Genomic DNA, 25313 nt, shown 5'->3' with positions numbered 1-25313 from the left:
TCGGCACAGTAATTTTGAGTACGCAGGTAAGTGTCAAGCCATTACACCTTGAACAAAGCGAAAAGCAAGGGCTCTTGTTTTAGAATAATTCCGAGCCTTTGCTTCTTTGCTCTATCCGTGCTTGCGGGGGGCTTTTTTGAATGAAGGGGCACTACTTTAAGCTGGAAAGGGCATCATTTTTCTCCATTTCCTGGCGCACCATTTCCTGCACGGCGGGCAAATCATAGTCTGCTTCGGTTTGGATATGCGGCATGAGGCGCTGCATAATACTTTCCTGTCGCTGGCCATTGGCCCAGGCATCGGCGTAGGGCGTATCCGAAAACGTAACCTGCGAATAGAGCGGCAGCCATTGATCGGGGTACTGAGCCGAGATTTTGCTTTCGATCTTCTTTTGGAGCAGAAAGCGCGGGTCGGCTACCCGGTCGCGCATTTCCTCGAAGTTGTAGATAGCCAAGTCGGCCATCGCGTCGGCGTTGGGTTTGCGCTGGCGCTGAAACTCGCTGAATACCATGTTCCAGTCCTCGCCATACTGGTTGAGCAAAGAATCCAGCACGCTGCAATCCTCGAAGCCCGCATTCATGCCTTGGCCGTAGAAGGGCACAATAGCATGCGAGGCGTCGCCAAGCAGCACTATTTCATCCTTGTGCGTCCACGGAAAACACTTCACCGTAATCAGGGAGCCGGTTGGGTTCTGAATAAACTCCTCCGCCAACTGCGGCATAAAAGGCACCGCGTCCGGAAACTTCTCCTCGAAAAAGGCTTGCACCTGCTCCGTTGTTTCCAGGGTAGTAAAAGATTCCTGGCCTTCGTAGGGAAAGAATAGCGTGCAATTGAATGACCCGTCGAGGTTTGGCAAAGCAATCATCATGTATTGCCCCCGCGGCCAGATATGAAGAGCATTTTTCTCCAGCTGCCACTCGCCGTCGGGACCAGCTTCAATGGTTAATTCTTTGTAGCCGTACTCCAAATAGCTCTGCGAGAACTCGTAGCGGTCGGTTTTCTGCATAGCGCCCCGCACTGCCGAGTAAGCGCCATCGGCCCCAAACAGGCGGCGAAACGGTAGCGTCTGCTCCTGGTCGGTGAGCGTGTTATGCATTTCCAGCCGCCGCGCCCGCAAATCAACGTGTTGGCAGTGCTCGTTAAAGTGCATGCGAATGCGCGGATCGGCCTCCGTGAGGTTAAGCAGCGTGCGATTTAGCCCCCCACGCGATACGGAGTAAATAGCCTGGTTTTCGCGGCCATAGGGTTGATAGGTGAGGCGGCCCTGCTGGTCGTGCATCACGCGCCGGTACATGGGAATGGCCACTTCGCGCACCTGCTCGCTGATGCCGACACCCTCAAGAGCCCGCCACCCTCTATCCGACAACGCCAGATTGATGGACCGGCCCTCTACGGCTCCGCTTAGGCGCGGATCAGCGCGGCGCTCATACACATCCACTTGGTGACCGCGCCGAGCCAAGTAGAGCGCTAGCAGCGACCCTACCAGCCCCGCCCCCATAATGGTGCAAGGAGAGAGATCGGTGGCAGCAGCCACGGCGGCGGAAGAAGGCGTACCCATAAGCAAAGAAGCTGAAAGCCGACGAGGAAAGCGACGGGCGGCAAAAGTACTCGTTTACGACCTATTTGGCCCGCCAGCCAAATGAATACGCCCAGACGATGGCTGGGGGGGCAATTATCTTACTCCTAAAGTTAATTTCTGGCCTCAACAATACGCCTGAAGGTCAGATTCAAGCGCGCTTCTATGGGGCGGGCCGTTTTGGGCAGGGCATGTTGCCAGCGTTGTTGGGTGGGCCCGCGCATTACCAACAGGCTACCGGGGGGCAAATCCAGCCCCAAGGGCGCATACGGTGGGGTGCCGGAACCGGGTCGGAGCCGAAAGCGCCGGGTTGCACCCAAGCTCACGGAGGCAATAACAGGATGGGGCCCTAGCTCTGGCTCATTGTCGGCGTGCCAGCCCATACTATCCTGACCGGTGCGGTAAAGGTTGAGTAGCACGCTGTTAAATTCGGCACCTGTGGCCTCGCTTACCTGCTTTCGCAAACGCTGCAAGGCGGGCGTCCAGGGCTGCGGCTCCAGAATAAGCCCCGAGTAACGGTAGCGAGCGGCAGGGTCGCCGTGCCAGGAGGTCAGGCGGGGCTGCATTACCTCTTTGCCAAACAGCTTGATAGGCTCATGCCGCCACGGAATGGTATTGAGCAACTCCTGAAAAAGAGCCTCTGCCTCTATGGGGGGCAAAAAGTGCGGATCGAGCAGCACTTCGGCATCGGGCAGGGGCAATAACGTGAGCGACACAGCCGATTATCTATGACGTTGATTGAGATGCCTCACAATGAATTATCGGCCCGGCAGCGTACCGATAAACTTAGTCAGAAAACTAGCTACCCATAGAGTAAGGCCAATTTTTATGGCTGCGCAAATGATAAATGGCAAAAGCCAACTGCGACTCTGGTAGGGCGTAGCGCCCACGTAGCGCGGCCAAAACCAGAAGATATACACCACAATAGCCGGCAGATCGAAGAAGGCACCAAACCAGGGATTCAAACCATAGCGCTGCACCACCCAATTCAGAATTAGCCCCCCAATAACCAAGTAAGCCACTATAAACAAAACCAGCCGCACTGTAGCGCCGGTCCGCTTAAGAGCGCGGAAATTAAGCGCCAACAAAGCCCCGCCAGCCAGCATCGAGAATACCACCGAAAACAAAGTAATAGTGCTGGGCGAGTAAAGTGTTGGTCCTGCTTCAGCAGCCTCTTCCGCGGCAGTAGCATCTATGGCCCGCTGCTGATCTTCGGCTACTTGAGCTACCTGCTTTTGCACTTCCGCCTCCAACTCGGGGCGCAGTTGGGCGTCGTCGGGGTGGGGCTCACCGCGCCGGGCCAGCTCATCGAGCGCGGCCAGCACGGCATCTTCGCGGTACTGGCTGCGGCCGCTCACATACTGGTGAAGTTCAGCGAGGGTTTTGCGGCCCATTTTGGCCACGTAATCTTCAGTCATCTTAGGTATGAAGGGCGAGGAGGCTGAAAAAAGGACAGCCACAAATTCCTCTACGTAAATTCACTCCAAAACGAACAGCTAACGTACCCGTTCTGCCCATTTGCTGAGTAGCTGCCCCACGCGCTGCACTTCGCCAAAGGTGTTGTATAGCGGCACCGGAGCCAGCCGAATCACGTTCGGCTCGCGCCAATCGCCAATTACGCCGGCCTCCGAGAAGTAGTCGAACAGGCCGCGGCCGTCTTTGTGCACCAACAGGGAGAGCTGGCAACCACGGGCCTGCGGCTCGGAGGGCGTAATGATTTCAAGGATGCTGGGGGGCAAATTCAGGCTACGCAGCACAAACTCCAGGTAGGCCGTAAGCTGCTCGCTCTTGCGCCGGAGCTCCGCAATGCCCCCGGCTTCATCCACGATGTTCAGGGCTGCGCGGTGCATGGCCAAAGCGATAATCTGCCCATTCGCCAGTTGCCAGCCTGCGGCTCCAGCCATGGGCTTGAACCCTTTTTTCATTTGGAAGCGCTCGGAGGCATCGTGGCCCCACCAGCCCGCGAGGCGCGGCAGATCGGGCCGATTGGCGAAGCGCTCGTGCACAAATGCTCCGCTCACGCCACCGGGACCCGAGTTGAGATACTTATAAGAACACCAGCAGGCAAAGTCTACATCCCAGTCATGCAGGTGCATCACTAAATTGCCCGCTGCATGCGCCAAATCGAAGCCAACGGTGGCGCCCACGGCGTGCCCAGCTTTGGTAATGGCTTGCATGTCGAAAGCCTGGCCGGTATAGTAGTTAATGCCCCCCAATAGCACTAGGGCCAGCTCCTCGCCTACTTCCCGGATTTTAGCTTCAATATCCTCGGTGCGCAGGGTGCGCTCACCAGGGCGGGGCACCAGTTCCACAATGGCATCATCGGGCGCATAGCCGTGCAGCTTCACCTGTGATTCCACCGCATACTGGTCGGAGGGAAATGCGCCCCCTTCCATCAGCACTTTGTAGCGCGTGGCCGTGGGGCGGTAAAAGGAAATAAGCAGTAAGTGGAGATTGGTGGTCAGGTTATTCATCACAATGACCTCCAGCCGCTTAGCACCTACTAGGCGGGCCGTCGAGTCGGCCAGCGTTTCATGGTAGGGCATCCACGGCGATTTACCGCGAAAGTGTCCTTCTACGGCCTGCCGTTCCCACGATTCCAGCTCCTCCTCAATGGCGGCCCGCACGGTGCGCGGCTGCAAACCCAGCGAATTACCGCAGAAATAGATGCTCTCGCCCCCATCGGGCGCGGGCGGAATATGAAACTGCTCACGGAAGCGGCGGAGCGGATCTTGGGCGTCGAGGGTGGCGGCGAACTCGGGGGTGGCTTGGAAAGTGGTCATCGGAAGCAAAGATAGCCACAATGGATTGGCTTACTCACACCAATTAGCCCCCCGCTAGGCGGGTACTGGCGCAGGCTTCGCCATCACCGTTCCGCAGTTGCGGCAGGTGCGTAGTTCCTCCGATTCCCAAAACCGGTTCATGATGGGGGGCAATTGTTGTACGATGTCCGTTATTTCGGCGTACTCTTCGTGCAGCTTGGTGCCGCAGTTCTCGCAGTACCACAGGAACCCATCCAGCTCGCCAGCGGTGCGGTAGCGTTCCAGCACCAGCCCTATGGAACCAGCCGGGCGCCGGGGCGAGTGGGGTACGCCGCCCGGCAGCAGAAACATCTCGCCGGCCCGCACCGGAATATCCACTGGCTTACCATCCTCGATTACTTTGAGCACAATGTCGCCTTCCAGTTGCAGAAAAAGCTCTTCACCTTCGTCATAATGGTAGTCTTTGCGAGCATTGGGGCCACCTACCACCATCACGATAAAGTCTTTATTATCCGTAAAGACCTGCTGATTGCCAACGGGTGGCTTCAACAGGTGACGGTGTTCATCAATCCACTGCTGAAAGTTGAAGGGACGGGCGAGGGCCATAAAGGTTGGTACTTGGTGAAGGTGGAGCGAGGTATCTGGTAAGGAATAATTACCGTTTTACGTAAGCAACGGGTACGCAGCCACGCTACTACGCCGACTGCCCTAGCTGGGCCTTCTCCAACGGATAAGCCATGAAGTAATAATTCAGCGACTTTTCGAACTGCTCCACAAACTCGGCATGGGTAAAGGCGGGATGTCCGGCCAGCCACCGCGCCATCGTAGACACCTGCAAGTTGGCCGCGCCCGTGAGTAGCTCATATATGTGCTCGGGCCGTGTGCCATAGTAATCGGAAGCGCCTAGGCCGTGCTCAAAAATAATAACGGGCCGGCTCTGCTGAATGGTTTTTACCGCGCCCTGCAACACCTCCAGCTCCGCTCCTTCCACATCAATTTTTATTAGGTCGATGCGCGTGCCGGGGGGCAAAATTTGATCAAGCGGCTGCTTGCGTACAGTAATCAGCGTGTCTACTTCGTCGGCCTTATCATACTTACGCTTCACAAAGCCGCTATAAGCCGGATTGGTGAGCACGTAGTTGAAGGACGTTTCGCCGGTTACGTTGCTGAGGCCCAGCTGGTAGAAGTGACAGTTGGCGTAATCTGCAAAATGGGCCGTCAGCTTTTCATATAAATCCGGTATCGGCTCAAAACCATAATGTTGGCCCTGGGGGCATATTTAAGCATAAGCTCCAGCACTTCGCCCTTGTGACAGCCCACATCCACGCAGTTTGCCCTCGGGTGGCATACCGCCCGCAGCACCCGCTCCGTGTCGCGGTCATATTGCTGGTTTTTAGTAAAAGCAATAGGAATACGTTTTAAAATCTTTTTGGCCAACTCCTTCATGAAAGGGTTCTGAAACTATCGTAGGTAAGTAATAGGGGGCAAAAGTAAGCAACTATGTCATGCGTGGCCTTACCTCTTGGGTTTGGGTGAAGCGAGAAGGCTACAGCTCCGACATAGCCCTAATACGTTATTGAATTTATTAAGTCGCGCGGCCGCCAAACCCGTACTCCGGCCATAACCTTCTACTTTCGTGGGGCCGTTGTGTTAGCTTCCCTGCTTTGATCAAGTTCCAAACGCTCACTATTCTCATTCCCGTTTACAACGAGGACCGCACCATCACACAGGTGCTCGACCAGTTGCGCGAGGTAGAGTTGGCCGGGAATATTCAGAAGGAAATCATTCTGATTGATGACTGCTCCACCGATTCCTCAGTCAGCCTGATTACCACGTACGCAGTCCGGCACCCCGCCTTGGGGCTGCGTCTTCTTCAGCATTCCACCAACCAAGGCAAGGGCGCCGCGCTGCATACCGGCATTCGGGCAGCCACCGGCGACTACATCATCATTCAGGACGCCGACCTCGAATACGACCCCGCCGACTATAACGCTCTACTCAAACCGGTAGTGCGCGGCTTTGCCGATGTAGTGTACGGCTCCCGCTTCGTGGGGGGCAAACCGCATCGGGTGCTGTTCTTCTGGCATAGCATCGGCAATGCAGTCCTTACCTTCCTCTCCAACATGTTCACCGACCTGAACCTGACAGACATGGAAACCGGCTACAAGCTCTTCCGGCGCGATATTCTTCAGGGGCTCGTGCTGCGAGAAAAGCGCTTTGGCTTCGAGCCCGAGGTGACCGCCAAAATGGCGCGTGTTCCCGGTATTCGCATCTACGAGGTAGGCATCAGCTACTACGGCCGAACCTACGCCGAGGGCAAAAAAATCAATTGGCGCGACGGGCTGTGGGCACTATGGTGCATTCTGCGGTACGGCCTAGGCCGGTAGCCTTGGGGGGCAAAATTGGCTACCGCTGTAGCGTTTTAGGCTTTAAGGATAAGGAAGCCTGCGTATTGCTCGACAATGTCAGGCAGATTGCCACGAAAAAGCAATAAGCTAAAACCACCGAGACAATATGCTGTTTGGGCACCGTCGTCCAGCGCCAGTCAGCAGGCCAACCGAAGCAGGCGACGGCGTAAAGCAGCAGATCTAAGGGCAGGAAATACCTGGTTTCAATCATCAGCGGCATAGAGGCCAGGCAGGTGATAAATAAGCCCCCCACCATTAGCCAATGCCTTAAACGCAGCTGCTGCACGCGAAGCAAAATCACCAGGAAAGCGGCGAACAGGACGGTATAATTTACGAGCGAAAGGGAGAGCGTAGAACCGTATATCCTACTCACGTAGGGTCCCGGGTAGAGCACGTCCAAGCCATTGAAAAAATGCCGGGTATATAGCGCCGTCATATCTGCCGGGTGGCTTACGACAAACACAAAGTATTTAAAGTAAGAATCGAACAACGGATTACCATTGCGCTCCAGTAGTGCCCGGCCCGCCGGATCCAGAAAAATAGCCTGCGGAATGGGGTAATCTGTACCAATATTAGTTTCGTAACGCTGCTTATCTAGTCCCTCGTTTATCTTAAATAAATAAACATTGTCGACGTCGTTTACTCTGAAATCACCATCCCCCAATCCTAAAATCAACAGGTTAGGCGATTGATAATTATTCACATTTATCAAATACTGAGGAATAGCTAACAGCAAAAAGGCCAGTGCAAATAATCCTAAACGTGCGGCCTGTTTCAGCCACGAAACATTACTTCCTGCTGTGTCGGTCTGTGCACTTGGCCCGAGAAGGAGAAGCACTAGTACAAAAGGCGTTACCAATAAGCTTAGCGGCCGAATGTACACGGCGGCCGCTACCAATGCTCCCGCCGCCAGCGCCGACCAATAGTTGCGGGCGCGGTGTGCAACCAGCAACGCCAGCACCACCGCCAGTACGCTTGGAAAATCAGATAGAGGAAAGTTGAAATAATCCCGCCACAGCACGAAGCCCACCCCGACAAATAATAACCGGCGCAAGTTGTTCACGGCTTTGCCCGATGCTTTTTCCCATAACGCGGGCCCAGCTACTCCAAACACAGCTCCGGCCCACAAGGCACCCATAGTTTTGGCTGCTTCCGATATGGCATCCGGAAACCACTCGCGCACTACTACTGCCGCCGGATAATGGAGCAGCGGCAGCAAATATCCGCGCAGTGCACTATTAAAATTGTAAAAAGAAAATCGGCTGGCGCCCTTCTGATCGAAAGTGTTGGCTAAAAACCAATAACCCGACGAATCATAATAAAAATCATGGTAGCGTGAGGTTAGGAGATGAGTTAAGAAAATCAGGAATGTGATACAAAACCATATCCACGCACTGTAACGGCTTGCTAAATGGGCGCGCAGCATGTGGTGTATATCTCGCAGCATATTTTACCGACTGATAATTTAATGTCGTCAGCCTATCCTAATCTGCGACTACAGGTACACAAAGGGTTTAATCGGCGCTAGTTATTTGCAAATCATCCAGATACACCGGTTTCTGTGCGCCATTGCCCCACATGTACACTCCCAGAATATGGTCAAAAGCGATGTTATCCGGCATCACGAGGTCGGTATTCAACTTGGTCCATTTGCCGGGTTTGCTACCGCCAAATAAGTGTATCCCTTTCCAGAAGACGCGCTCATTGGTGCCAGGCTTGAGAACCTCCACCACGAGTTGGGCGGGCGTAGTCGTTTCCTCAGTTCGTACCCACGCCTGCACATTCAGGGTGCGCGGCTTGGTGGCGCTCAGCTCGCCCAGTGGGTATTTGAACGTCATGCCGTACTCGCGGCCCGCCCCGATGGTTAGGGAATAGCGGCCACTATACGCCTGCCGGTTGCTCAACGAGCTGTCGGCGTTGCTAACCCAGCCACGAAACTCGTCAAAATCAGTGCTTACCAATGTTTTGTCGTTGGCCGAGGCACCTTTGCTTGAACTGCTACCGGTGCAGCCGAACAAAAGCGTGGCGGGTAGCAGCAGCGATACTAAGGCAGTGATAGGGCGCATTTAAGGTTTATATTACTCTCCAAGCTAATTTTCACACCAGCTTGCGAACAGAGGGTTTCTAGTTGTTTTAATCAAAGCAGCCGATGAACCAAGCCAAATAGCTTTACAGAATAGCAACTCCCTATTGGCTGGGGGGCTTTTTTAGGGCTCCACGCTCAGCGTGAGATCATCCAGATAAGCGGGAGCCGTGGCCGTGGCGCGCCACAGATAGATTTTCACCTGATCTGCTGGGTCTAGCACTGGTGGCATCGTCAGTACCTTATCTATCCGGCCCCAACTGTTGACTTCGGTAATGTCAATCTTCTCGTAAAAAGCAGTTGTCTGGTCGGCGTGCGTGATCTGAAAGACGACGGCCGCTGAGCCCGGGGCCGTAAGTTGGCCCCAAGCCGTCAGGCGCACTTTGTCGAAGCGCTTGGGTGAAAGCCGATACAGTTGGTTGATGTAAGTAAGGCTGAACTCCGTGCCGGGATCTATTTTGACAGAATACCGTCCGGTATGAGCTTTTTCTTGGGTCAACGACGGGTTCTCGGGTATCCAGCCCTCCAGTTCTTCAAAGCTTGTGCTAACCAATACTCGGCCAGCCGCTCCGGCCGGATTTTTCTCGCTGCCGTTCTGCGAACAAGCTGTTGTCAGCAGTACTAGGGCGAGCCCAATAGCCAAATGGCGCATAAAAAGGGAATAGTGAGAGCAGATGTAATCGGCGGCAAATATAGCCGGAAGCACTACAACTACTGCGGGCGGCTATGGCCGCAATAGCGTAGTTTTGCCCCCCGCATGCTGTTCTTCATTCGCTCTATCACGCATCTGGCTCGCTTGCCCAAACTACTGATAGCGCACTGCTTTTACGTATGATTATACCTCGTCGAAACGCGCACTGGCTGGGGATGGCTGGCGTTGGACTAGCCACGACAGCGCTTCTGGTTGCGCTTTTCTCTTTTGTACTGGCTAACCCAAACGACTATTTTTTCCTGCCCGCCGGCGACGGTCTGCAAAGCTACTATGCTACCGCGTACTACGCCTTCTATGATACTGGCCACCACTTCAGTGGGATGAATTACCCGTTTGGGGAAAACTTTACTTACCCCAATCTGCAGCCGCTGATAGCGGTAGGCATCAATCTTCTACAGCGCCTGGGCATCCCCGCGGCGGAACATACGGTTGCCATCACCAATCTGCTGGCCTTGCTGGCCGTCTGGGTAACGCCCTTAGTGATGTATACTATCCTGCGGCGTTTGCGCATGCCAGTTGTGTACGCCGGCCTGATGGCTTTGCTTATCGGTTTTTTATCACCTCAGATTCAGCGTCTTGGGGGACATATGTCGCTGAGCTACCCCTGCTTCGTACCGATATTGTGGTACTGCATTCTGCGCATGCAGGAGGCGCCAACTAAACTCCGTTGGTACGTTGTTTTTGTCGTTAGCAGCCTGCTTATGGGGCTAGTGATGGTGTACTTTCTGGCCTGCGGCTGCTTTTTTCTGTTGGGGCATGTACTGGTACTCTTCTTCCAACGGCCGCGCCCGATGGCCATGCTTTGGCGCATGACCTTGGCCGCTCTACTACCCTTACTGCTATTTAGGGGCTGGCTATGGCTGACTGATCCGACCACCGACCGGCCGCCAAACCCATATGGTTTTCTAGTGTACATGGCCACGCCAAGCGGAGTATTTACCCCAGCCCTTTCGCCCCTGCGCGAACTATGGGCCGCACTTCTACCCGCCGGCGATATCAGCTTCGAGGCCATGTCGTACGTGGGACTGGTGGCTACTGGCATAGCTCTGGTTTCGGGTTTCCGGGTGATACGGCATGTGTGGAAGCGCCGAGGCCACAAGCTCCACCTTCGCCGGGCCATGCCCACGCCGTTGTATACGAGCTTATGGGCGGGCGGCCTGTTGCTGCTGTTCTCGTTTGGCGTGCCTTTCATCTTTCCCTGGTTCTCCGATTTCGTAAAGTACCTGGGTCCGATCAAGCAGCTGCGGGCGTTGGGGCGCTTTGCCTGGCCTTTCTATTACGTTTTCACCGCCTACGCTGCCTACTATTTGTACCGTCTATGGCGCTATCAGCGCCAGCATGGCGTGTCGCTCTTAGCGTTGCCGTGGCTACCACTCCTTCTGATCATCTGGGCCAGCGAAGCGTGGATAAATGTCTCGACTAAAGCGCGTGAAGTAGCGCTGGGCGCTGGAGCCCGCGCTTTCATGGATCGGGACAATAACCTTCTGGTCAACTATCTAAGTTGGGCCGGCAAGAAGCCAAGCAATTTTCAGGCAATTCTACCGCTTCCTTATTTTAATAACGGCAGCGACAAAATTGCCTTACCCGGCTCCGAAGCGTCCATCGCCGAAACCCACCGCATGTCTATTGCTACAGGCTTGCCTCAGCTCTCAAGCTACGTCTCGCGCCCATCCGTAGACCAGGTATTGCGGCACGTGCAGCTGCTCAGCAGCCCGCTACTAAGTAAGCCTCTACTAAAGCAGTTTCCTTCCGATAAGCCTATTTTGCTGCTGGTAGCGCCCGGCATTTTATCGCCGGCGGAGCAGCGCCTAGTAAGCTTGGCCCGCCCCCTCGTCGCGTCGGCAGAGGTGAAACTTTATGAGTTACCCCTGGCTGCATTGGCCGCTACTACCCGGGCTCAGGAGCGAGCAAAAGCGGCCGCTCTGCTACCCACGCTGCCAGTGCGGACGGGCGGTCTGCGCGCCACTACTTCCAAGGGGGTACTGTTGCAGTCGTATGATAACAGCCCGGAGCGGCGGGGCAGGCTTGGCGCGGGGGGCTTTTATGAGCCCGACTGGAAGTTTTCTATCTTATACGATGGCCCCGTGCCAGCCCCAGCCGACACAGGCCGCTATGAGGTGAGCGTGTGGATGAATGGCAAAATGCCCGAAGGCTACGGTAATATGCAGGTAAAGCAGTACGCCAATGGTGCGCTCGTTGACCACCAAGTAGCCGATGCGCGGCATAGCACCGAAATAGATGGCGACTGGGTGCGCGTGGCCGTTCCGATACGGGTGCAGTCAGGCGTAGATCGCTTGGAAGTATTATATGACAACAGTGAGCTGCTGGTTGATGACTTCCTGATTCGCCCCCTCGACACGGATGTATACTGGGTTGATGAGCGAGGCCGCCTGATACTAAACGGCTATTCGCTAGAACCTTGAGCGCCGTAACAAGCGTTTCCAGCCTGACCAGAAGTTGTAGTAGTTTTGTCAACTCGTTAAGCTACTACTCTTCCCTTAACCTTCGCCCTGCCTAACTCCCTCATCAGCGTAAGCGCCTCGTTCCCTGTTCACTTGCTTATGGATCTCTCTATTGTTATTCCGATTTACAACGAAGAGGCAAACATTCCGGCCCTGTATAAGCGCCTACGGAGTGTTATTGACTCGATGAGTGGACAAACGGAACTCATTTTTGTAAACGATGGCTCGCGCGATCGGTCGCTGCTGTTGATCAGGGAGTTGGCAGAACAGGATAAGCGAGTGCGCTACATCGACTTCAGCCGCAACTTTGGCCAGCAAAACGCGGTAGCCGCCGGCCTGAACCTTTCTTCCGGTCGGGCCGCCGTTATTATCGATGCCGATTTGCAGGACCCGCCGGAGCTAATTCCAGAGCTGCACCGCAAAATGCAGGAAGGCTACGAAGTGGTGTATGCCAAGCGCCGCCGCCGAGCGGGCGAAAGCATTTTTAAGCGCATCACGTCCAAGTTGTTTTACCGGACGATGGCTAAGCTCACCAACATTTCTATTCCGCTGGATACCGGCGACTTCCGCATTATCTCATACAAAGTAGTAGACGCGCTACGGCAGATGCCAGAGCACAACCGCTTTCTGCGGGGACAGATTTCGTGGATAGGCTACCGGCAAACGGCAATCGAATTTGACCGGGCTGAGCGCGCTGGGGGGCAAACTGCCTGGACCTACCGCATGATGCTGCGCCTGGCCATCGACTGCCTGACGGCATACTCTGAAGTACCGTTGAAAGTGGCTACTGTGAGCGGATTCTTCGTGTCGGGAATCTCCTTCCTTGTAATGATCTACGCGTTCTGGACGCGATTTTTCTACAATGACTACTTACCCGGCTGGACTTCGCTGATGGTGAGCATCTTGTTTCTGGGGGTGTTCAGCTAATTGCTATTGGTATTATCGGCGAATACATTTCGCGCATTGGCGCCAACGTCCGGCACCGGCCGCTCTACATTATTTCTGATACCAATATTCCAACGGCCCAATCTCAAAACCCAACGCCGGGGCCCGTACATGCCGCCGGTAGCTATCAGCAGCCGTACACCATCAGCAAGTAGCTAGTAAAGCGCAGGGCTACTTGAGCTTCGCCAGCATTCGCTCTAGCTCATCCAAGGTTGTTTCACGGAAAGCAAGGGTTTCGGTGGCGTGGCGACCGGTCATGGTTTCGTGCAGGGCCACGAATGGCACATCGTTTTGGTATCGAATGCCAATGAGAACGGCGCGCTTGTTGGCCGGCACGTTTCGGAAAGCATACCCGCCTTCTTCCGGCTGGCCAGTTACTAATGTTTTTGCTTCCTTGAATACGAGGTACACGCTGGTACCTGGGTCGGTATCGGCAGTGGCCATCAGGTCGGTGGCGGGGTTGCCGGTAGCATGCCACACCCGGTCGCAGTTGAGCCAACCCAACTTACCGCTACTGAACAAGTAGCGGTCGGTGGGTTCTGCTTTGAAGCTGGGCTCAGCGGGGGGCATTTCTTCTGTTGCTAACTCCTGTGTGGAGTCGGAAGTAGTTTCGATTGTGGCCGCGCTATCGAGAGCCGAGGCCAACCCCGCGTGGAAAGCAAATCGCACGGGCAGCACCATTTTTACTTTCACGGCTTTACCAGCTTGCAAACCTGGTTTCCAGCTGCCCGAAGTCTGACGTAGCACCCGCAACAACTCCTCGTCGCAGCCGTCGCCGATGCCCCGCACAATCTTGGGGTTCACTACCCGACCGGCTTCATCGACCACGAAGGATGCAAAAACCAATCCTTGCGTTTGCTTAGCAATCGCTTGCTTGGGGTATCGGATCAGCTTATTGATATCCGCCGGACCTTTGCCGTACGCGGGCATTTTCTCAGGTTCGGTATAGAATTTCTCTTCGGCAGGCTCAGCATCCGGAGTAAGCGCCACCCAGCGCAAGTGCTTACGCCGGTCGCCCCGCCCAAAGGAAAGGCGCATGCCCGACTGGCGGCGCGGCGCAGGCATATCAATCTGGATTGTTTGTCCTTCGGCCACGCGCAGCGGCTGCCCCTGAGCTGAGGCTTGTATCAGTACAATACCGCCCGTTTCGAGCAGGTCATTGTTGTCGGAAACGGTGGACAGGTTAGAGAGCAGAATATCAGCCATGGAGTAACACTCCTTCAGCTCTACCCACACGGGACCGCGGGCCGGGGCTTGCGTCTCCGTCACTAAGGAGCCGGCCGGAATTCGTACGATGGTACCTTCCCGCCCAATTACTTCACTTGCTTGGGTAGGATCAATGCGAAAGTACTCGCTGGCTTTCAGGGTAATATCATGTAGCTCTGCCTCGGGCGGGGCGGCACGCCGGGGGGCAATTTTACGGCCCGCGCAAGCTCCGCCGGCTTAAGAGCGGCGCATTTGGGTTGGTACGCCTAGCCAGGCGGTGCCATGTTCCAGACGTAGTATCCAGTGGGGTAGCTGCCGGAATGGTATCCAAAAAATCCTCGGCTTGCGCCAGCTCCGGTTCTGATGCTTCGGTAGTTGCCGGCTTATCGCGCTGACATCCACTTGCTATCAATAGAAAGCCAGCTAAGCCGAGGATTTTTGGTATGCGGACCATTGGAAAGAACAGCTTATAAACAACGAGAAAGGCGCAAAATGAATGACTGGTTCATTCTGCAAAACAGCCCCCAGACAACCTATTACAGATTTTTCAGGATAAAATCGGTCATCTGGCGGTAGAGGTGCAGGCGCGTGTTGCCGCCCGAAATACCGTGGTTGCGGTTGGGGTAATACAGCGTCTGGTAGTCTTTATTGGCTTTCACAAGCGCATCAGTCCAGGCCACAGAGTTCTGGAAATGCACATTGTCGTCGCCGGTGCCGTGCACGAGCAGGTACTTACCCTTTAGCTGCTCCGCAAACTGCACAGGTGAGTTGTCGTCGTAGCCGCCGGGGTTTTCCTGGGGTGTCTTCAGAAAACGCTCGGTGTACACGGTGTCGTAGTAACGCCAGTTGGTAACGGGCGCCACCGAAATACCTGCTTTAAATAAATCAGTTTCCTTGGTCATGGCCAGGGCGGTCATGTAACCGCCAAAGCTCCAACCCCAGATACCGATGCGGCCTTTATCCACGTAGGGCAGCGTGCCCAAATACTTGGCGCCCTCGCCCTGGTCGATGGTTTCGAGTTTGCCAAGGTTGGCGTAGGTGCTTTTCTTGAATTTTGCCCCCCGAGCCCCTGTTCCGCGCCCATCCACCGATACCACGATGTAGCCATTCTGAGCTAGCATCTGGTGCCAGAGGTAGTTGGTTAGGGCCACACCACCGCCCGTATTATCGAGCACGGTTTGGGAGCCAGGACCACCGTAAACGTGCATCAACACGGGATATTTCTTGCTTGGGTCGAAGTTGGCAGGCTTAATCATCCAGCCGTTGAGCGTAGTGCCTTCCGTGGTTTTGAAGTCGAAGAACTCCACCTTGCCGAGGTTATACTGGCTCAGGGTTTGGCGGAGCGCGGCGTTGTCTTCCAGCACTTTCACCAGCTTGCCATCTTGACCGTTGCGCAGACTCACAGTGGTCGGCTCGCCGGCGGCAGAGTGATAGTTGAGGTAATAGCGGGTATCGGGGCTAATATTCACGACATCAGTGCCAGTACCAGCTTCTCCTAGGCGACTTTTACCTTTGCCTTTCAAGCTCACGCGATAGAGGTGGCGCTGCAAGGGCGAGGCTTCGGTGCTAGTAAAATACACTTGCCCGCTTTTCTCGTCGAGGCCCTCAATAGCACCAATCTCCCAGTTGCCTTTGGTTAGCTGACGCACCAACTTGCCCTTCATATCATACAGGTACAAGTGGCGGTAGCCGTCTTTCTCACTACTGAAAATGAACTGTTTTCCATCGTTCAGGTAGCGCAGGTCGTCGGCAATGTCCACATAAGCTGGGTCGGTATCGGTGAGGACTACTTGGGTTTTGCCCGTGGCAGCGTCAGCGTGCAATAGCTCCAGCTTATTCTGCAAGCGGTTCATGCGCTGAATGCTGAGCAGATTGGGCGTTTTGGTCCAAAGCACCCGCGGGATGTACTGATCGGCTACGCTGCCCACGTCCATTTTGGTGGTGCGAGCGGCGGCTACATCGTGCACCGACACGCTTACTACCGAGTTCTTCTCGCCTGCTTTGGGATACTTGTAGCGGTAGTCTTTGGGGTAGAGCGCACCCCACTCTTGCATGTTATATTCGGGCACCTGGCTTTCATCGAAAGTATAAAAAGCCACATGGCGGCTGTCTGGTGACCAGAAAAAGCCTTGAGCGAACGAAAACTCCTCCTCGTACACCCAATCAGCCGAGCCGTTAATGATTTTGTTGACCACGCCGTCGGTGGTCACCGCTTTTTCCTGCATCGTGGCCAAATCGACCACAAACAGGTTGTTGTCGCGGGCAAAGGCGACCCGCTTGCCGTCGGGCGAGAAGGTGGCGTAGCTTTGCTTGCCACCAGCACTTAGGGGAGCTAGTTTCTTCGTAGCCCGATCAAACACGAAGTAATTAGCCTTGGAGCTACGACGGTAAATAGGCTCTTCAGCGGTCCAGAATAGAATTTTCTGCTCGTCGGCATTGAAGCTGTAGCCATCCACGGCTAATGGTTCGTTGCTGCCAGTTACGCGCAAATCTTGAGCGGCTACAAGCGTGCTAACGGGTTTGCCGGTCGTCACATCCGACTGTACCAAGTTGCCGCCATCGAGAGCGGAGTAGTAGCGGCCGTCGCGCATCCAGTTGAAGCCCGGTACAGAGCGGGCCCGGAACGTGGGCTTCGACCAAATATCTTCGAGAGTTATGGCTTGTTTTTGCTGGGCAAAAGCCTGGGGGGCAATTTGGGGTACTAAAGCAGGACTAGCCGTAGTGAGCAACAAGGCCAGCCCGAAAGAGCGAAACTTCATAGAGTGAAATAAAATGACGGCGGAATTATGTGGGTTAAAGGTATTCAATAAATCAAAGAGGCCGCAAGATTTGGACCCTGGGGGGCAATTTGGATTAAAGTAGCTGCCACTGCCTCACCTGCTGCGTACTAGCATCTGCGATGGAGGCGTTAGCATTCGCTTTCCATCCCCGACCTTTGTTGTCTATGCGTCTGTCTTTGTTTCTTCTGTCGCTGCTGAGCTTGCTGGCAGCCTGCACTCCTGACCCCGGCTCCGGCCCACGAATTGACTTTGTTGGTACCAGTCGCTTTGTAAGCAATAACCGCCTCGTAACGGCTCCCGGCGACACCTTTTCCACCCGCATCTTTGCCGACAACCGCGACTCGGCCAACGGGCCGCTGCTCCAGCGCCTAGTCATCACGGTGAAGTACGAGCCCCAGTCGAGCCCCTTCATCTACCCTAGCCCCTACGACCCAGAAAACGCCCCTAAGGATAGCGTGGTATATCTGGACTCCCTACTTACGGTTCGCAAGCTGGCCTACCAGTTCACCTTTGGCACTCGCACCACTTCGGGCCGTGAAAGCTGGCGCTTCGAGGTAACCGATGCGGATGGGAACAAAGCCAGTCGTCGTTTCGAGCTTACCACCCGCAAAACCGACTCGCTGACTGTCCCCTACCACGAATACGTTGCCCGCCTGCAAGCGCCTACATCCCAACGTACACTGAGCTTTCTGGATCTGGACGCCGGCTTATTATTTCCCAATACCGCCGTTCGCACCAATCCTATTATTCAGCAACGTATTGATGTACTGTACTTTCCTTCCTTTGGCAACGCGCCTATTCTCGTAACTCCCTCCGATCCGCTGTTCACCACGAATCCAATCTTAGGTATCAGGGCATGGCCAGCCAGAAACCTGACAGTGCTCAAGCAAACCCCACTACTTGCTACCGGCTTTGCCGGCGCTATCAACCCCCAGGCCATTACCACAGCTTTCGCAAATTCTCAGAACACAACGATCACGCGCACCGGGGCGCTGGCCCTCAACCAAGTATATGCCTTCCAGACAACTGGGGGGCAAACTGGACTCATACTGGTGGAAAAGCTACCAACCTCCGACCGCCCTACCGTCGATTTGCGCGTGCGCGTCACCAAGCAGCCCTAGGCAGGAACTGGGGGGCAAAAATTGTTGGCTCGTCAAGAAAAAAGGCTGCTTCCTTGCAAGGAAGCAGCCTTTTTTCGCGGTAACCACGGCTACCTAGAAAGTAATACCAGCGGTTATAGAAGTAGTGAAGCGGTTCGCATCTACGGTAATCACAGGCTCGTTGCCAGAATTCAGCGTGTAAGCCCGATAGTATTGATTACCAGTATTATAAACACCAGCTAAGTCAAGGAAAAACCGATTCTGGCGAATGCCGAGGCCACCAGTGAAATAGTTCTGGGAACCATCCTGGCCGCTACCTTCATACGGGCTGCCGTAACGGGCGTATCCCAGCCGAAAGCGGAAAGCATTATAGCGGGCTTCCCCACCAATCCGCACATTTACGGTGGAGCGGTAGAGCGCCGTAATGGCGTCGTTTTGCGAGCTAAAAGAGCCGGAGAGTCCGGTATCTGAATCGTCTCTCAGCCGGGCGCTGGGGTAGTTTACATATTCCAGGTCACCGCTCAAAAAACCATACTTGCCAATCAATACTGCCACGCCTCCAGATGCCCGGAAAGGCGTTGTCAGGCGGTAGCTAAACTCGCCACTAGTAGATGCAGACCCATCAGAAATCCGGTCGATAACCTGCCCGTTCTCATTAACAAACTCAACGGGCGGCGTGAACTGCGTCGTGAGGGAGGTGCTATAGGTATCATCGAGTTGCATGAACGTAGGCGTCTGGACGGAAAGTCCCACCCGCACCTGGTCGTTGGGCCGATAAATGCCCCCCAGCCGCGCATTGAAGCCATTGCCCCGCGTTTCGAGATTATCGCGCAACGTTAGGCTCACCCCGCTACTCGGGTCGGTACCTAACTCAATGAATTCACGGGTTTGGATGAAGCGTGTACTCACAATACCAATAGCCCCACCGATGTAAATCTTATCCCGGTAGCTGGCGCCATACCCGAAATCAAACTGCGTCTGCGAGCCCTCATTTACCACCGTTTCCTGCTGCGTGATGGGGCCACTGCGTGGTACAGTCACGATCTGCTCCGCCGTGCCTGGGCCGTTATCCTGAATATTAGTTAGATAAGCACCGTAGGCCAAGCCTTCCAGATCCAGATAGTTGCCCGTATTATCCTGGTTGATAATATCATCCAGCGTTTGAGGCAAAGAGCCATTTAACAGTCGCGGCTCGCGAAGGCGCTGAAAGAATGATTGGTTATCCTGAACCGTGCCTGAATAGCGGAAACTCGTGTTAAAATCATTGATGCGGTTCAGGCCCACAGCAAACGCCCCGGCCCGCCAGTCCGACGTATTGTCATCGTCGGGGCGACGGTTTACAAAAACGGCCCCCAGACTTCCTATCTGCAAGCCGTTGCGCGAATCTGATAACTGGGCCCCGATGCCCGAGGTAGTGGTATTGCCGATGTTCAGGCCAGGCGTGAAGCTCACTTCCGACTGCTGGAAAAGCCCCAGACCAGCAGGGTTGCTCACGAGGTTTCCGAGGTCAGCGCCCACCGCTACGTTGGCTCCCCCGATGCCTAGTGTCCGGGATGTGCCCCCAAATTGCAGCTGCGAATAGCGTAGCGCATCCGTTTCGCTTTGGGCAAAGGCGTGGCTGGCCCAACCCATAAGGGTCAAACCAAGCCAGTATTTCAGGTTTTTCATGAAGGAGAAATAGACAGTTCGCCTAAAACGAACGTGCGCAGATTATTATTGAGCTTACGCCGTTGGCTTAACGAATACGTCCACGACTGCCGCCGCTGTTGCTATCACCGCTATTGCTGGGGCTCGACGAAGGCGAAGGCTGTGAGTACGACTCCGAACGCGAAGGCTGCGAATATGACTCAGAGCGCGAGGGCTGTGAATATGTCCGAGTAGACCGTTCTGAATTGGAAGACTCCGAGCGCTGTGGACGTGATACCTGCTGGCTAGGCGCGTTGCGCATCTCCCGACGTGAGGGGAAGGCACGAGCAGGCTGATTGGGGGAAGCAGTTCCAGTGCTAGCAGCTGGATCTACCGTGCGCCACCGCCGCGGCTGGCTGGCACCAGCGCCCGATTCCGTAACCACGCCAGGCTGAGAAGGCTGGGCAGTAGGCTGCGGCGAATCTGCGCCTGATGCGTTTAGCACACGCCCACGGCCCCGACCAGCGGTCGTAGGTGCAGGAGCGGCAGTAGCACCAGAGCCATCAACCACATTACCACCGCGGCTACGGGTAGACATTACCGGACCATTGTTGGACGGACGGTCGAGGGTGTAAGCTTGGCTGCTACGGTCGCGGCGCGGGGCCACATTTACGTTCCGACGGTTATCAGTGTAGTTGCGGTTATACACGTTGCCATAGCCCAGACCGCCGTAGCCTAAGCCACCATAGCCGTAGCCACCCAGACGGCTGTAATAGCCATTGTTGAAACCATCGTAATAGCCGAGACCATAACCGCCACCGTAGCCATAGCGCCATGGGCGCGACCAAGGATTGCCGAAGCCTAAACCAATGTTAATGAAGGAGCCACCTCCAAAAGCGTAGGGATTGTAGAAAGGATCGTAGAAACCACCGTAGGGCGAGTAACCACCATAATAGGCATTAGAGCCATACCAGAAAGGGTCGGTATAGGCCAGATCGTAGTAGCCAAGGCCAGTACCGCGGTATGGCTGATGAAAGCGACGAATGCGCGTCGAATAACCGTAGTCTTCATCATAATATTCGGATGAGCCACTACGCGCGTTAGATGATGCAGCATCCTCATTGTAGTCAGGATTAGCCGCCTCATCGGTGGTAGCTTCGTAGCTACCTTCCTCATATGAGGCAGGGGCAGCCGAGGCTACAAGAGTTGTCTTATCCTTAGACGTATAGTAAACACCGTCGCTCTCCGTAGAGGTGAGCGCCGACGTGCCAACGCAGCCCCCGAGCGTAAGTAGGGCCAAAGTGGGCAATAAGGCTGGGAGGAAATTTTTCATGTCTGCTGGCGCGAAAGTGTGAACCAAGAAAGTAGAGAATACGGGTAACCTAACGGGACCCACGCTCTTCTCCGCTAATGTAGCGGACTGCTTGGGTTTTAATAACGTAATTTGCCCCGAAACGGTGCCCTTTTGTAGTGTCAAATGTTGTACCAGAGTACGAACGGATTTGCTTATTTAAAGATACTCCAAAGATGAGTAAAAGTTTGCCGAAGCGGAGCGAAGATTATTCCCTGTGGTACAATGAGTTAGTGAAGCGCGCCGGCCTGGCCGAGAACTCGGCAGTACGGGGCTGTATGGTTATTAAGCCATACGGGTATGCCATCTGGGAAAAGATGCAGCGCCAGCTCGACGATATGTTCAAACGCACGGGCCATGAAAACGCCTACTTTCCGCTGTTTGTACCCAAAAGTTTATTTGAAGCCGAAGAAAAAAACGCGGAAGGTTTCGCCAAGGAATGCGCCGTAGTAACGCACTATCGGTTGCAGACGGACCCCGATAATCCGGGGAAGCTGCGCGTCGATCCGAATGCCAAGCTGGAGGAAGAGCTGATTGTGCGGCCCACGTCGGAGGCGATTATCTGGAGCACCTACAAAAATTGGATTCAGAGCTACCGCGACTTACCTCTGCTCATTAATCAGTGGGCTAACGTGGTGCGCTGGGAGATGCGCACGCGCTTGTTCCTGCGTACCGCCGAGTTCTTGTGGCAGGAAGGCCACACGGCCCACGCTACGGCCGAAGAAGCCCTGGCCGAAACTCGCCAGATGCTGGATGTGTACGCCGAGTTTGCGGAGGAATGGATGGCGCTGCCGGTGGTAAAAGGAGTAAAGACCGAGAATGAGCGCTTCGCTGGTGCGCTCGAAACCTACTGCATCGAGGGTCTGATGCAGGATGGCAAAGCGTTGCAAGCCGGCACTTCCCATTTTCTGGGGCAGAATTTTGCGAAGGCCTTCGACGTGCAGTTTGCCACCAAAGAAGGTGGTTTGGAGCACGTGTGGGGAACCAGCTGGGGCGTGAGTACGCGCCTGATGGGTGCTCTAGTTATGGCGCACTCCGACGACGATGGACTAATTTTGCCCCCCAAGCTGGCTCCTATTCAGGTAGTTATCGTGCCCATCTACAAAACTGGCCAGCTTGATGAATTGAAGGAGCGCATCCGGCCCATTCAAATGGGTTTGCTGGAGCGCGGCATCAGCGTAAAGCTCGACGACCGCGACACCGAGCGGCCGGGCTTTAAGTTTGCTGAGTGGGAGCTGAAAGGCGTGCCCGTGCGGCTGGCCATCGGTATGCGCGACTTGGAAAACGGCACAGTGGAAGTAGCTCGCCGCGACACCAAGGAGAAGTTGCACCTGCCGCTCACCGACATCGTGAACAACATCGATCAGCTGCTTCAGGATATCCAAAAGAATATCTACCAGCGCGCTCATACCTTCCGCGAAACCCATACTACTCGCGTGGAGAGCTACGAGGAGTTCAAGCAGGTGCTCGACGGCCCCGGCGGCTTCGTGGTAGCGCACTACGATGGCACTCCCGAAACGGAGGAGCGCATTAAGGACGAGACGAAAGCCACTATTCGCTGCCTGGCGCTGGCCGAGCCGGATGAGGATGGTATCTGCATCGTGACGGGCAAGCCCAGCACGCGGCGGGCTCACTTTGCGCGAGCATATTAGTAAATTATCCTCCCTCAAAAAAAGCCCCCCGCTACTACTGTCGGGGGCTTTTTTGCTTCCTAACTCAGCTAGTTACCCGTACCGGCCGAACTGATAGCGGACGTTAATTCCTCATCCGAAAGATCGTCTAGCCACCCTTTATCCAACTCCAGCCGCACGGTTTGGGCACCGCCGCTGGGCGTGCAGACTACGGTCACGGTTCCGTCTTCCGCTTCAGCTAGCTTGGTAGCCTGCTCGGCGGTTTCACTATCAAGGCCGGCGTAGGCCTGCACACAAGTCCAGGCTGTGTTCGACTGGTCCGTTATTTCACGTTGTTTCATCATGCTATAACTACGTGCTTACCGGGCAAACCAGAGGTGCGCTTCTATCTATTTTAGCTACTGAATATGTTTTCTCGCCGTTTCACCGCAGAAAAAGGGTAGAAAATTTGAGTTCAGGAAGATCGGAGTGAGGGCTGGCAGCGGCGGTTGTTTTTGTGTATATTTAAGAACACATCCTACTTTCCGTTCTATGGACTGGCTTACCGTTATTTTACTTCTGCTTTTCGGACTGCTTTTTCTCGTCGTGGAAGTGCTGTTTATTCCGGGCACTACCTTGGTTGGCCTGATCGGATTTGGGTTGCTGGTAGTAGGCGTATGGCTAGGCTATCGGGATTTGGGAAGCACTGCTGGCCATTATGCGCTGCTGTTTTCGGTGGTGGCCGCGGGGGTGATGTTATATGTAGGTCTCCGACCAAAAAATCTGCATAGGTTTGCCCTCACCGACGTAAACGACAGTCGCGTACGCGATGTGCGCCGCCCCGATATGCAGCCCGGTACTACCGGCCGGGCACTATCGGCACTACGGCCCGCCGGTACTGTTCTGTTTGGCGAGGACCGCCGCGAAGCTGCCACGCGGGGAGAATTTCTGGATGCGGGCACCGCCGTGCGCGTTCTGCGCATCGAGCAGAATCGCATTATTGTAGAACAAGCTTAACCCTTAAAGCAGTGCTGGTAGGCTCCCCAAAAGCTCCCCAGATAGCCTTTTCTCTTCTCTCTACTAAAGCCTACACCCCTACTTAATGGAGTTTCCCTTTATTCCGCTTGCTATCGCGGCCGTAGCTCTGCTGGTCTTCCTGTACTTTTTTCCCATCGGGCTCTGGATTACGGCTATTTTCTCGGGGGTGCGGGTCAGCCTATTTCAGCTAGTGCTGATGCGGGTGCGTAAGGTTTCACCCACGCTTATCGTCAACTCTCTGATTACGAGCACTAAGGCAGGCTTGGAGCTAACCGCGAATGATCTGGAAACGCACTACTTGGCTGGCGGTAATATTCCGAGCGTTATCAAAGCCCTTATTTCCGCTGACAAGGCCAATATTCCGCTCACCTTTAAGCAAGCTACTGCTATTGACCTAGCCGGTCGCGACGTATTTGAGGCCGTCACGACTTCTGTAAATCCCAAAGTCATCAACACGCCTAACGTGGCGGCCGTGGCGCAGGATGGGATTCAACTCATTGCCAAGGCCCGCATCACGGTGCGCGCCAATATCACGCAGCTAGTGGGCGGCGCCGGCGAAGAAACCATCTTGGCCCGTGTGGGTGAGGGCATTGTAACCAGTATCGGCTCGTCGCGCTCCCATAAGGAAGTGCTCGAAAATCCGGATAAGATATCGAAACTGGTGCTGAGCAAAGGCTTGGACGCGGGTACTGCCTTCGAGATTCTGTCCATTGATATTGCCGACATCGACATCGGCGAAAACATTGGGGCCAAGCTGCAAATCGACCAGGCCACGGCCGACCTGAAAGTGGCCGAAGCCAAAGCCGAAGAGCGTCGCGCTATGGCCGTCGCCGTGGAGCAGGAGAACCGCGCCAAGACGCAGGAAGCCAAAGCCCGCGTGGTGGAGGCCGAGGCCGAAATTCCGAAGGCTATGGCCGAAGCATTCCGCAGTGGCAACCTAGGTATTATGGATTACTACAAAATGCGCAACATTCAGTCAGACACCGACATGCGCGACTCCATTGCGAATCCTGGAGGGCAAAGTAGCAGCATCAAGCCCGGCCGCGACGAGACCCGCCAGACCTGATTAGCAGAGGCAAAAGCCAGCGCATTTACAGGTTCTCATGCCCAGCAAAAAGCCCCCCGAACCACTGCGTTCGGGGGCTTTTTGCTGGGCAATTGGGCTACTTAACTTGAACAACCCCGTGTATGGGCTTATTCCTGCGGCAGTTCCCGGTTAAAATGGTCCTTCAGAATATCATTCACTTTCTCTTTAGTCAGCGGCTTATTCAGGAAGCCAGCAATGCCCAGTTGCTGCACGCGCTCTACGTCGCGCGGGTGCAATGAAGTGGTGAGCATAATGATAATAACGGGCTCTTTGGGCGTTATCTGGAGCTGGTCGTAGGCCTCCAAAAACTCGAAACCGTTCATGACGGGCATGTTTACGTCCAACAAGATCAGCGCCGGACAAGCAGACTCGCGGCACTCCTTTTCAAACAAAGACAGCGCCTCCTTCCCATTCAGGGCCGTGAGCAACTTATCCGTCATATTAAGTCCTTCCAATAGCCTTTGATTGAGAAAGTTATTGATGCGGTCGTCGTCTACTAGGAGGGTGCAGGAAATCTTATCCACGGGCAGATGCAGTGTCGGGGCGTTCAATGGAAGAAGGAGTGTG

General features: G+C 54.9%; 22 protein-coding genes. 7 read left to right on the top strand and 15 right to left on the bottom strand.

Translation table 11 applies throughout. The annotated features are described in order from the left end of the window. Positions 1 to 151: 151 nt before the first annotated feature. The 6 genes from EPD59_RS01695 to EPD59_RS01670 form a co-directional block, all read right to left on the bottom strand. Complete coding sequence (locus EPD59_RS01695; RefSeq protein ID WP_133271274.1) at positions 152 to 1558, bottom strand: FAD-dependent oxidoreductase; 1407 nt, start codon at positions 1556 to 1558, stop codon at positions 152 to 154. Positions 1559 to 1689: 131 nt separating this feature from the next. Further along, positions 1690 to 2292: an alpha-ketoglutarate-dependent dioxygenase AlkB family protein gene (locus tag EPD59_RS01690; protein WP_133271273.1), complete on the bottom strand. Its 603-nt coding sequence runs from the start codon at positions 2290 to 2292 to the stop codon at positions 1690 to 1692. A gap of 42 nt (positions 2293 to 2334) precedes the next feature. Then, on the bottom strand, positions 2335 to 2994 hold the full coding sequence (locus tag EPD59_RS01685) for a hypothetical protein (RefSeq protein WP_133271272.1): 660 nt from the start codon (positions 2992 to 2994) through the stop codon (positions 2335 to 2337). A gap of 78 nt (positions 2995 to 3072) precedes the next feature. Next, the gene (gene kynU / locus EPD59_RS01680) at positions 3073 to 4359 is read right to left on the bottom strand and encodes a kynureninase (RefSeq protein WP_133271271.1); all 1287 of its coding nucleotides are present in this window, start codon (positions 4357 to 4359) and stop codon (positions 3073 to 3075) included. Between the two features lie 54 nt (positions 4360 to 4413). Then, positions 4414 to 4944, bottom strand: a complete 531-nt coding sequence (locus EPD59_RS01675; protein WP_133271270.1) for a 3-hydroxyanthranilate 3,4-dioxygenase — start codon at positions 4942 to 4944, stop codon at positions 4414 to 4416. 88 nt (positions 4945 to 5032) lie between these two features. Further along, a complete protein-coding gene (locus EPD59_RS01670) occupies positions 5033 to 5560 on the bottom strand; it encodes an FkbM family methyltransferase (protein ID WP_240731783.1) in 528 nt (175 codons plus the stop codon). Positions 5561 to 6002: 442 nt separating this feature from the next. Between EPD59_RS01670 and EPD59_RS01665 the strand changes: the two genes are divergently transcribed. Then, a complete protein-coding gene (locus tag EPD59_RS01665; RefSeq protein WP_133271268.1) occupies positions 6003 to 6725 on the top strand; it encodes a glycosyltransferase family 2 protein in 723 nt (240 codons plus the stop codon). A gap of 19 nt (positions 6726 to 6744) precedes the next feature. Here the strand turns inward: EPD59_RS01665 and EPD59_RS01660 are convergent, their stop codons facing one another. The 3 genes from EPD59_RS01660 to EPD59_RS01650 form a co-directional block, all read right to left on the bottom strand. Further along, the gene (locus EPD59_RS01660; protein ID WP_133271267.1) at positions 6745 to 7965 is read right to left on the bottom strand and encodes a hypothetical protein; all 1221 of its coding nucleotides are present in this window, start codon (positions 7963 to 7965) and stop codon (positions 6745 to 6747) included. Between the two features lie 295 nt (positions 7966 to 8260). After that, a complete protein-coding gene (locus EPD59_RS01655) occupies positions 8261 to 8812 on the bottom strand; it encodes a hypothetical protein (RefSeq protein ID WP_133271266.1) in 552 nt (183 codons plus the stop codon). Between the two features lie 141 nt (positions 8813 to 8953). Then, the gene (locus EPD59_RS01650) at positions 8954 to 9481 is read right to left on the bottom strand and encodes a carbohydrate binding domain-containing protein (RefSeq protein WP_133271265.1); all 528 of its coding nucleotides are present in this window, start codon (positions 9479 to 9481) and stop codon (positions 8954 to 8956) included. A 179-nt stretch (positions 9482 to 9660) separates the two neighbouring features. Between EPD59_RS01650 and EPD59_RS01645 the strand changes: the two genes are divergently transcribed. Then, positions 9661 to 11964 (top strand): hypothetical protein, encoded by a 2304-nt coding sequence (locus EPD59_RS01645; protein ID WP_133271264.1) that lies wholly within the window; start codon positions 9661 to 9663, stop codon positions 11962 to 11964. A gap of 138 nt (positions 11965 to 12102) precedes the next feature. Then, entirely contained in the window at positions 12103 to 12930 is an 828-nt protein-coding gene (locus EPD59_RS01640) for a glycosyltransferase family 2 protein (RefSeq protein WP_240731568.1), read from the top strand. Between the two features lie 189 nt (positions 12931 to 13119). Here EPD59_RS01640 and EPD59_RS01635 read toward each other — a convergent pair whose 3' ends face one another. Both EPD59_RS01635 and EPD59_RS01630 read right to left on the bottom strand, forming a co-directional pair. Then, on the bottom strand, positions 13120 to 14217 hold the full coding sequence (locus EPD59_RS01635) for an energy transducer TonB (protein WP_205703465.1): 1098 nt from the start codon (positions 14215 to 14217) through the stop codon (positions 13120 to 13122). A gap of 473 nt (positions 14218 to 14690) precedes the next feature. Beyond that, on the bottom strand, positions 14691 to 16913 hold the full coding sequence (locus EPD59_RS01630) for a S9 family peptidase (RefSeq protein ID WP_133271263.1): 2223 nt from the start codon (positions 16911 to 16913) through the stop codon (positions 14691 to 14693). Positions 16914 to 17098: 185 nt separating this feature from the next. On the opposite strand from EPD59_RS01630, the gene EPD59_RS01625 reads away from it, so the two are divergent. Then, positions 17099 to 18055 carry a hypothetical protein gene (locus EPD59_RS01625; protein WP_133271262.1) on the top strand — a complete coding sequence of 319 codons (957 nt, stop codon included), beginning with the start codon at positions 17099 to 17101 and terminating at the stop codon, positions 18053 to 18055. 93 nt (positions 18056 to 18148) lie between these two features. Here the strand turns inward: EPD59_RS01625 and EPD59_RS01620 are convergent, their stop codons facing one another. Together EPD59_RS01620 and EPD59_RS01615 are read right to left on the bottom strand one after the other, a co-directional pair. Further along, entirely contained in the window at positions 18149 to 19702 is a 1554-nt protein-coding gene (locus tag EPD59_RS01620; RefSeq protein WP_133271261.1) for an OmpP1/FadL family transporter, read from the bottom strand. 67 nt (positions 19703 to 19769) lie between these two features. Next, complete coding sequence (locus tag EPD59_RS01615; protein ID WP_133271260.1) at positions 19770 to 20993, bottom strand: hypothetical protein; 1224 nt, start codon at positions 20991 to 20993, stop codon at positions 19770 to 19772. Between the two features lie 194 nt (positions 20994 to 21187). Here EPD59_RS01615 and proS point away from each other — a divergent pair, with 194 nt between their 5' ends. Further along, positions 21188 to 22663 (top strand): proline--tRNA ligase, encoded by a 1476-nt coding sequence (gene proS, locus EPD59_RS01610; RefSeq protein ID WP_133271259.1) that lies wholly within the window; start codon positions 21188 to 21190, stop codon positions 22661 to 22663. Positions 22664 to 22731: 68 nt separating this feature from the next. Here proS and EPD59_RS01605 read toward each other — a convergent pair whose 3' ends face one another. Further along, positions 22732 to 22986, bottom strand: a complete 255-nt coding sequence (locus tag EPD59_RS01605; protein ID WP_240731567.1) for a hypothetical protein — start codon at positions 22984 to 22986, stop codon at positions 22732 to 22734. A 187-nt stretch (positions 22987 to 23173) separates the two neighbouring features. Here EPD59_RS01605 and EPD59_RS01600 point away from each other — a divergent pair, with 187 nt between their 5' ends. After that, the gene (locus EPD59_RS01600; RefSeq protein ID WP_133271258.1) at positions 23174 to 23638 is read left to right on the top strand and encodes an NfeD family protein; all 465 of its coding nucleotides are present in this window, start codon (positions 23174 to 23176) and stop codon (positions 23636 to 23638) included. An 85-nt stretch (positions 23639 to 23723) separates the two neighbouring features. Beyond that, complete coding sequence (floA, locus tag EPD59_RS01595) at positions 23724 to 24725, top strand: flotillin-like protein FloA (RefSeq protein ID WP_133271257.1); 1002 nt, start codon at positions 23724 to 23726, stop codon at positions 24723 to 24725. A gap of 128 nt (positions 24726 to 24853) precedes the next feature. On the opposite strand, the gene EPD59_RS01590 is transcribed toward floA, so the two are convergent. Then, a complete protein-coding gene (locus tag EPD59_RS01590; protein ID WP_240731566.1) occupies positions 24854 to 25297 on the bottom strand; it encodes a response regulator in 444 nt (147 codons plus the stop codon). Positions 25298 to 25313 lie beyond the last annotated feature (16 nt).

The sequence above is a fragment of the Hymenobacter radiodurans genome (assembly GCF_004355185.1).
GTDB lineage: Bacteria > Bacteroidota > Bacteroidia > Cytophagales > Hymenobacteraceae > Hymenobacter > Hymenobacter radiodurans.
Note: the sequence above shows the minus strand (reverse complement) of the source record. Positions and strands in the feature narration are given on the sequence as shown.

Bases quoted from the DNA above. Each gene is read 5' to 3' on its own strand.
- EPD59_RS01695 (WP_133271274.1), bottom strand. From the start codon at position 1,558: ATGGGTACGCCTTCTTCCGCCGCCGTGGCTGCTGCCACCGATCTCTCT.
- EPD59_RS01685 (WP_133271272.1), bottom strand. From the start codon at position 2,994: ATGACTGAAGATTACGTGGCCAAAATGGGCCGCAAAACCCTCGCTGAA.
- kynU (WP_133271271.1), bottom strand. From the start codon at position 4,359: ATGACCACTTTCCAAGCCACCCCCGAGTTCGCCGCCACCCTCGACGCC.
- EPD59_RS01675 (WP_133271270.1), bottom strand. From the start codon at position 4,944: ATGGCCCTCGCCCGTCCCTTCAACTTTCAGCAGTGGATTGATGAACAC.
- EPD59_RS01655 (WP_133271266.1), bottom strand. From the start codon at position 8,812: ATGCGCCCTATCACTGCCTTAGTATCGCTGCTGCTACCCGCCACGCTT.
- EPD59_RS01650 (WP_133271265.1), bottom strand. From the start codon at position 9,481: ATGCGCCATTTGGCTATTGGGCTCGCCCTAGTACTGCTGACAACAGCT.
- EPD59_RS01645 (WP_133271264.1), top strand. From the start codon at position 9,661: ATGATTATACCTCGTCGAAACGCGCACTGGCTGGGGATGGCTGGCGTT.
- EPD59_RS01640 (WP_240731568.1), top strand. From the start codon at position 12,103: ATGGATCTCTCTATTGTTATTCCGATTTACAACGAAGAGGCAAACATT.
- EPD59_RS01630 (WP_133271263.1), bottom strand. From the start codon at position 16,913: ATGAAGTTTCGCTCTTTCGGGCTGGCCTTGTTGCTCACTACGGCTAGT.
- EPD59_RS01625 (WP_133271262.1), top strand. From the start codon at position 17,099: ATGCGTCTGTCTTTGTTTCTTCTGTCGCTGCTGAGCTTGCTGGCAGCC.
- EPD59_RS01620 (WP_133271261.1), bottom strand. From the start codon at position 19,702: ATGAAAAACCTGAAATACTGGCTTGGTTTGACCCTTATGGGTTGGGCC.
- EPD59_RS01615 (WP_133271260.1), bottom strand. From the start codon at position 20,993: ATGAAAAATTTCCTCCCAGCCTTATTGCCCACTTTGGCCCTACTTACG.
- proS (WP_133271259.1), top strand. From the start codon at position 21,188: ATGAGTAAAAGTTTGCCGAAGCGGAGCGAAGATTATTCCCTGTGGTAC.
- EPD59_RS01605 (WP_240731567.1), bottom strand. From the start codon at position 22,986: ATGATGAAACAACGTGAAATAACGGACCAGTCGAACACAGCCTGGACT.
- EPD59_RS01600 (WP_133271258.1), top strand. From the start codon at position 23,174: ATGGACTGGCTTACCGTTATTTTACTTCTGCTTTTCGGACTGCTTTTT.
- floA (WP_133271257.1), top strand. From the start codon at position 23,724: ATGGAGTTTCCCTTTATTCCGCTTGCTATCGCGGCCGTAGCTCTGCTG.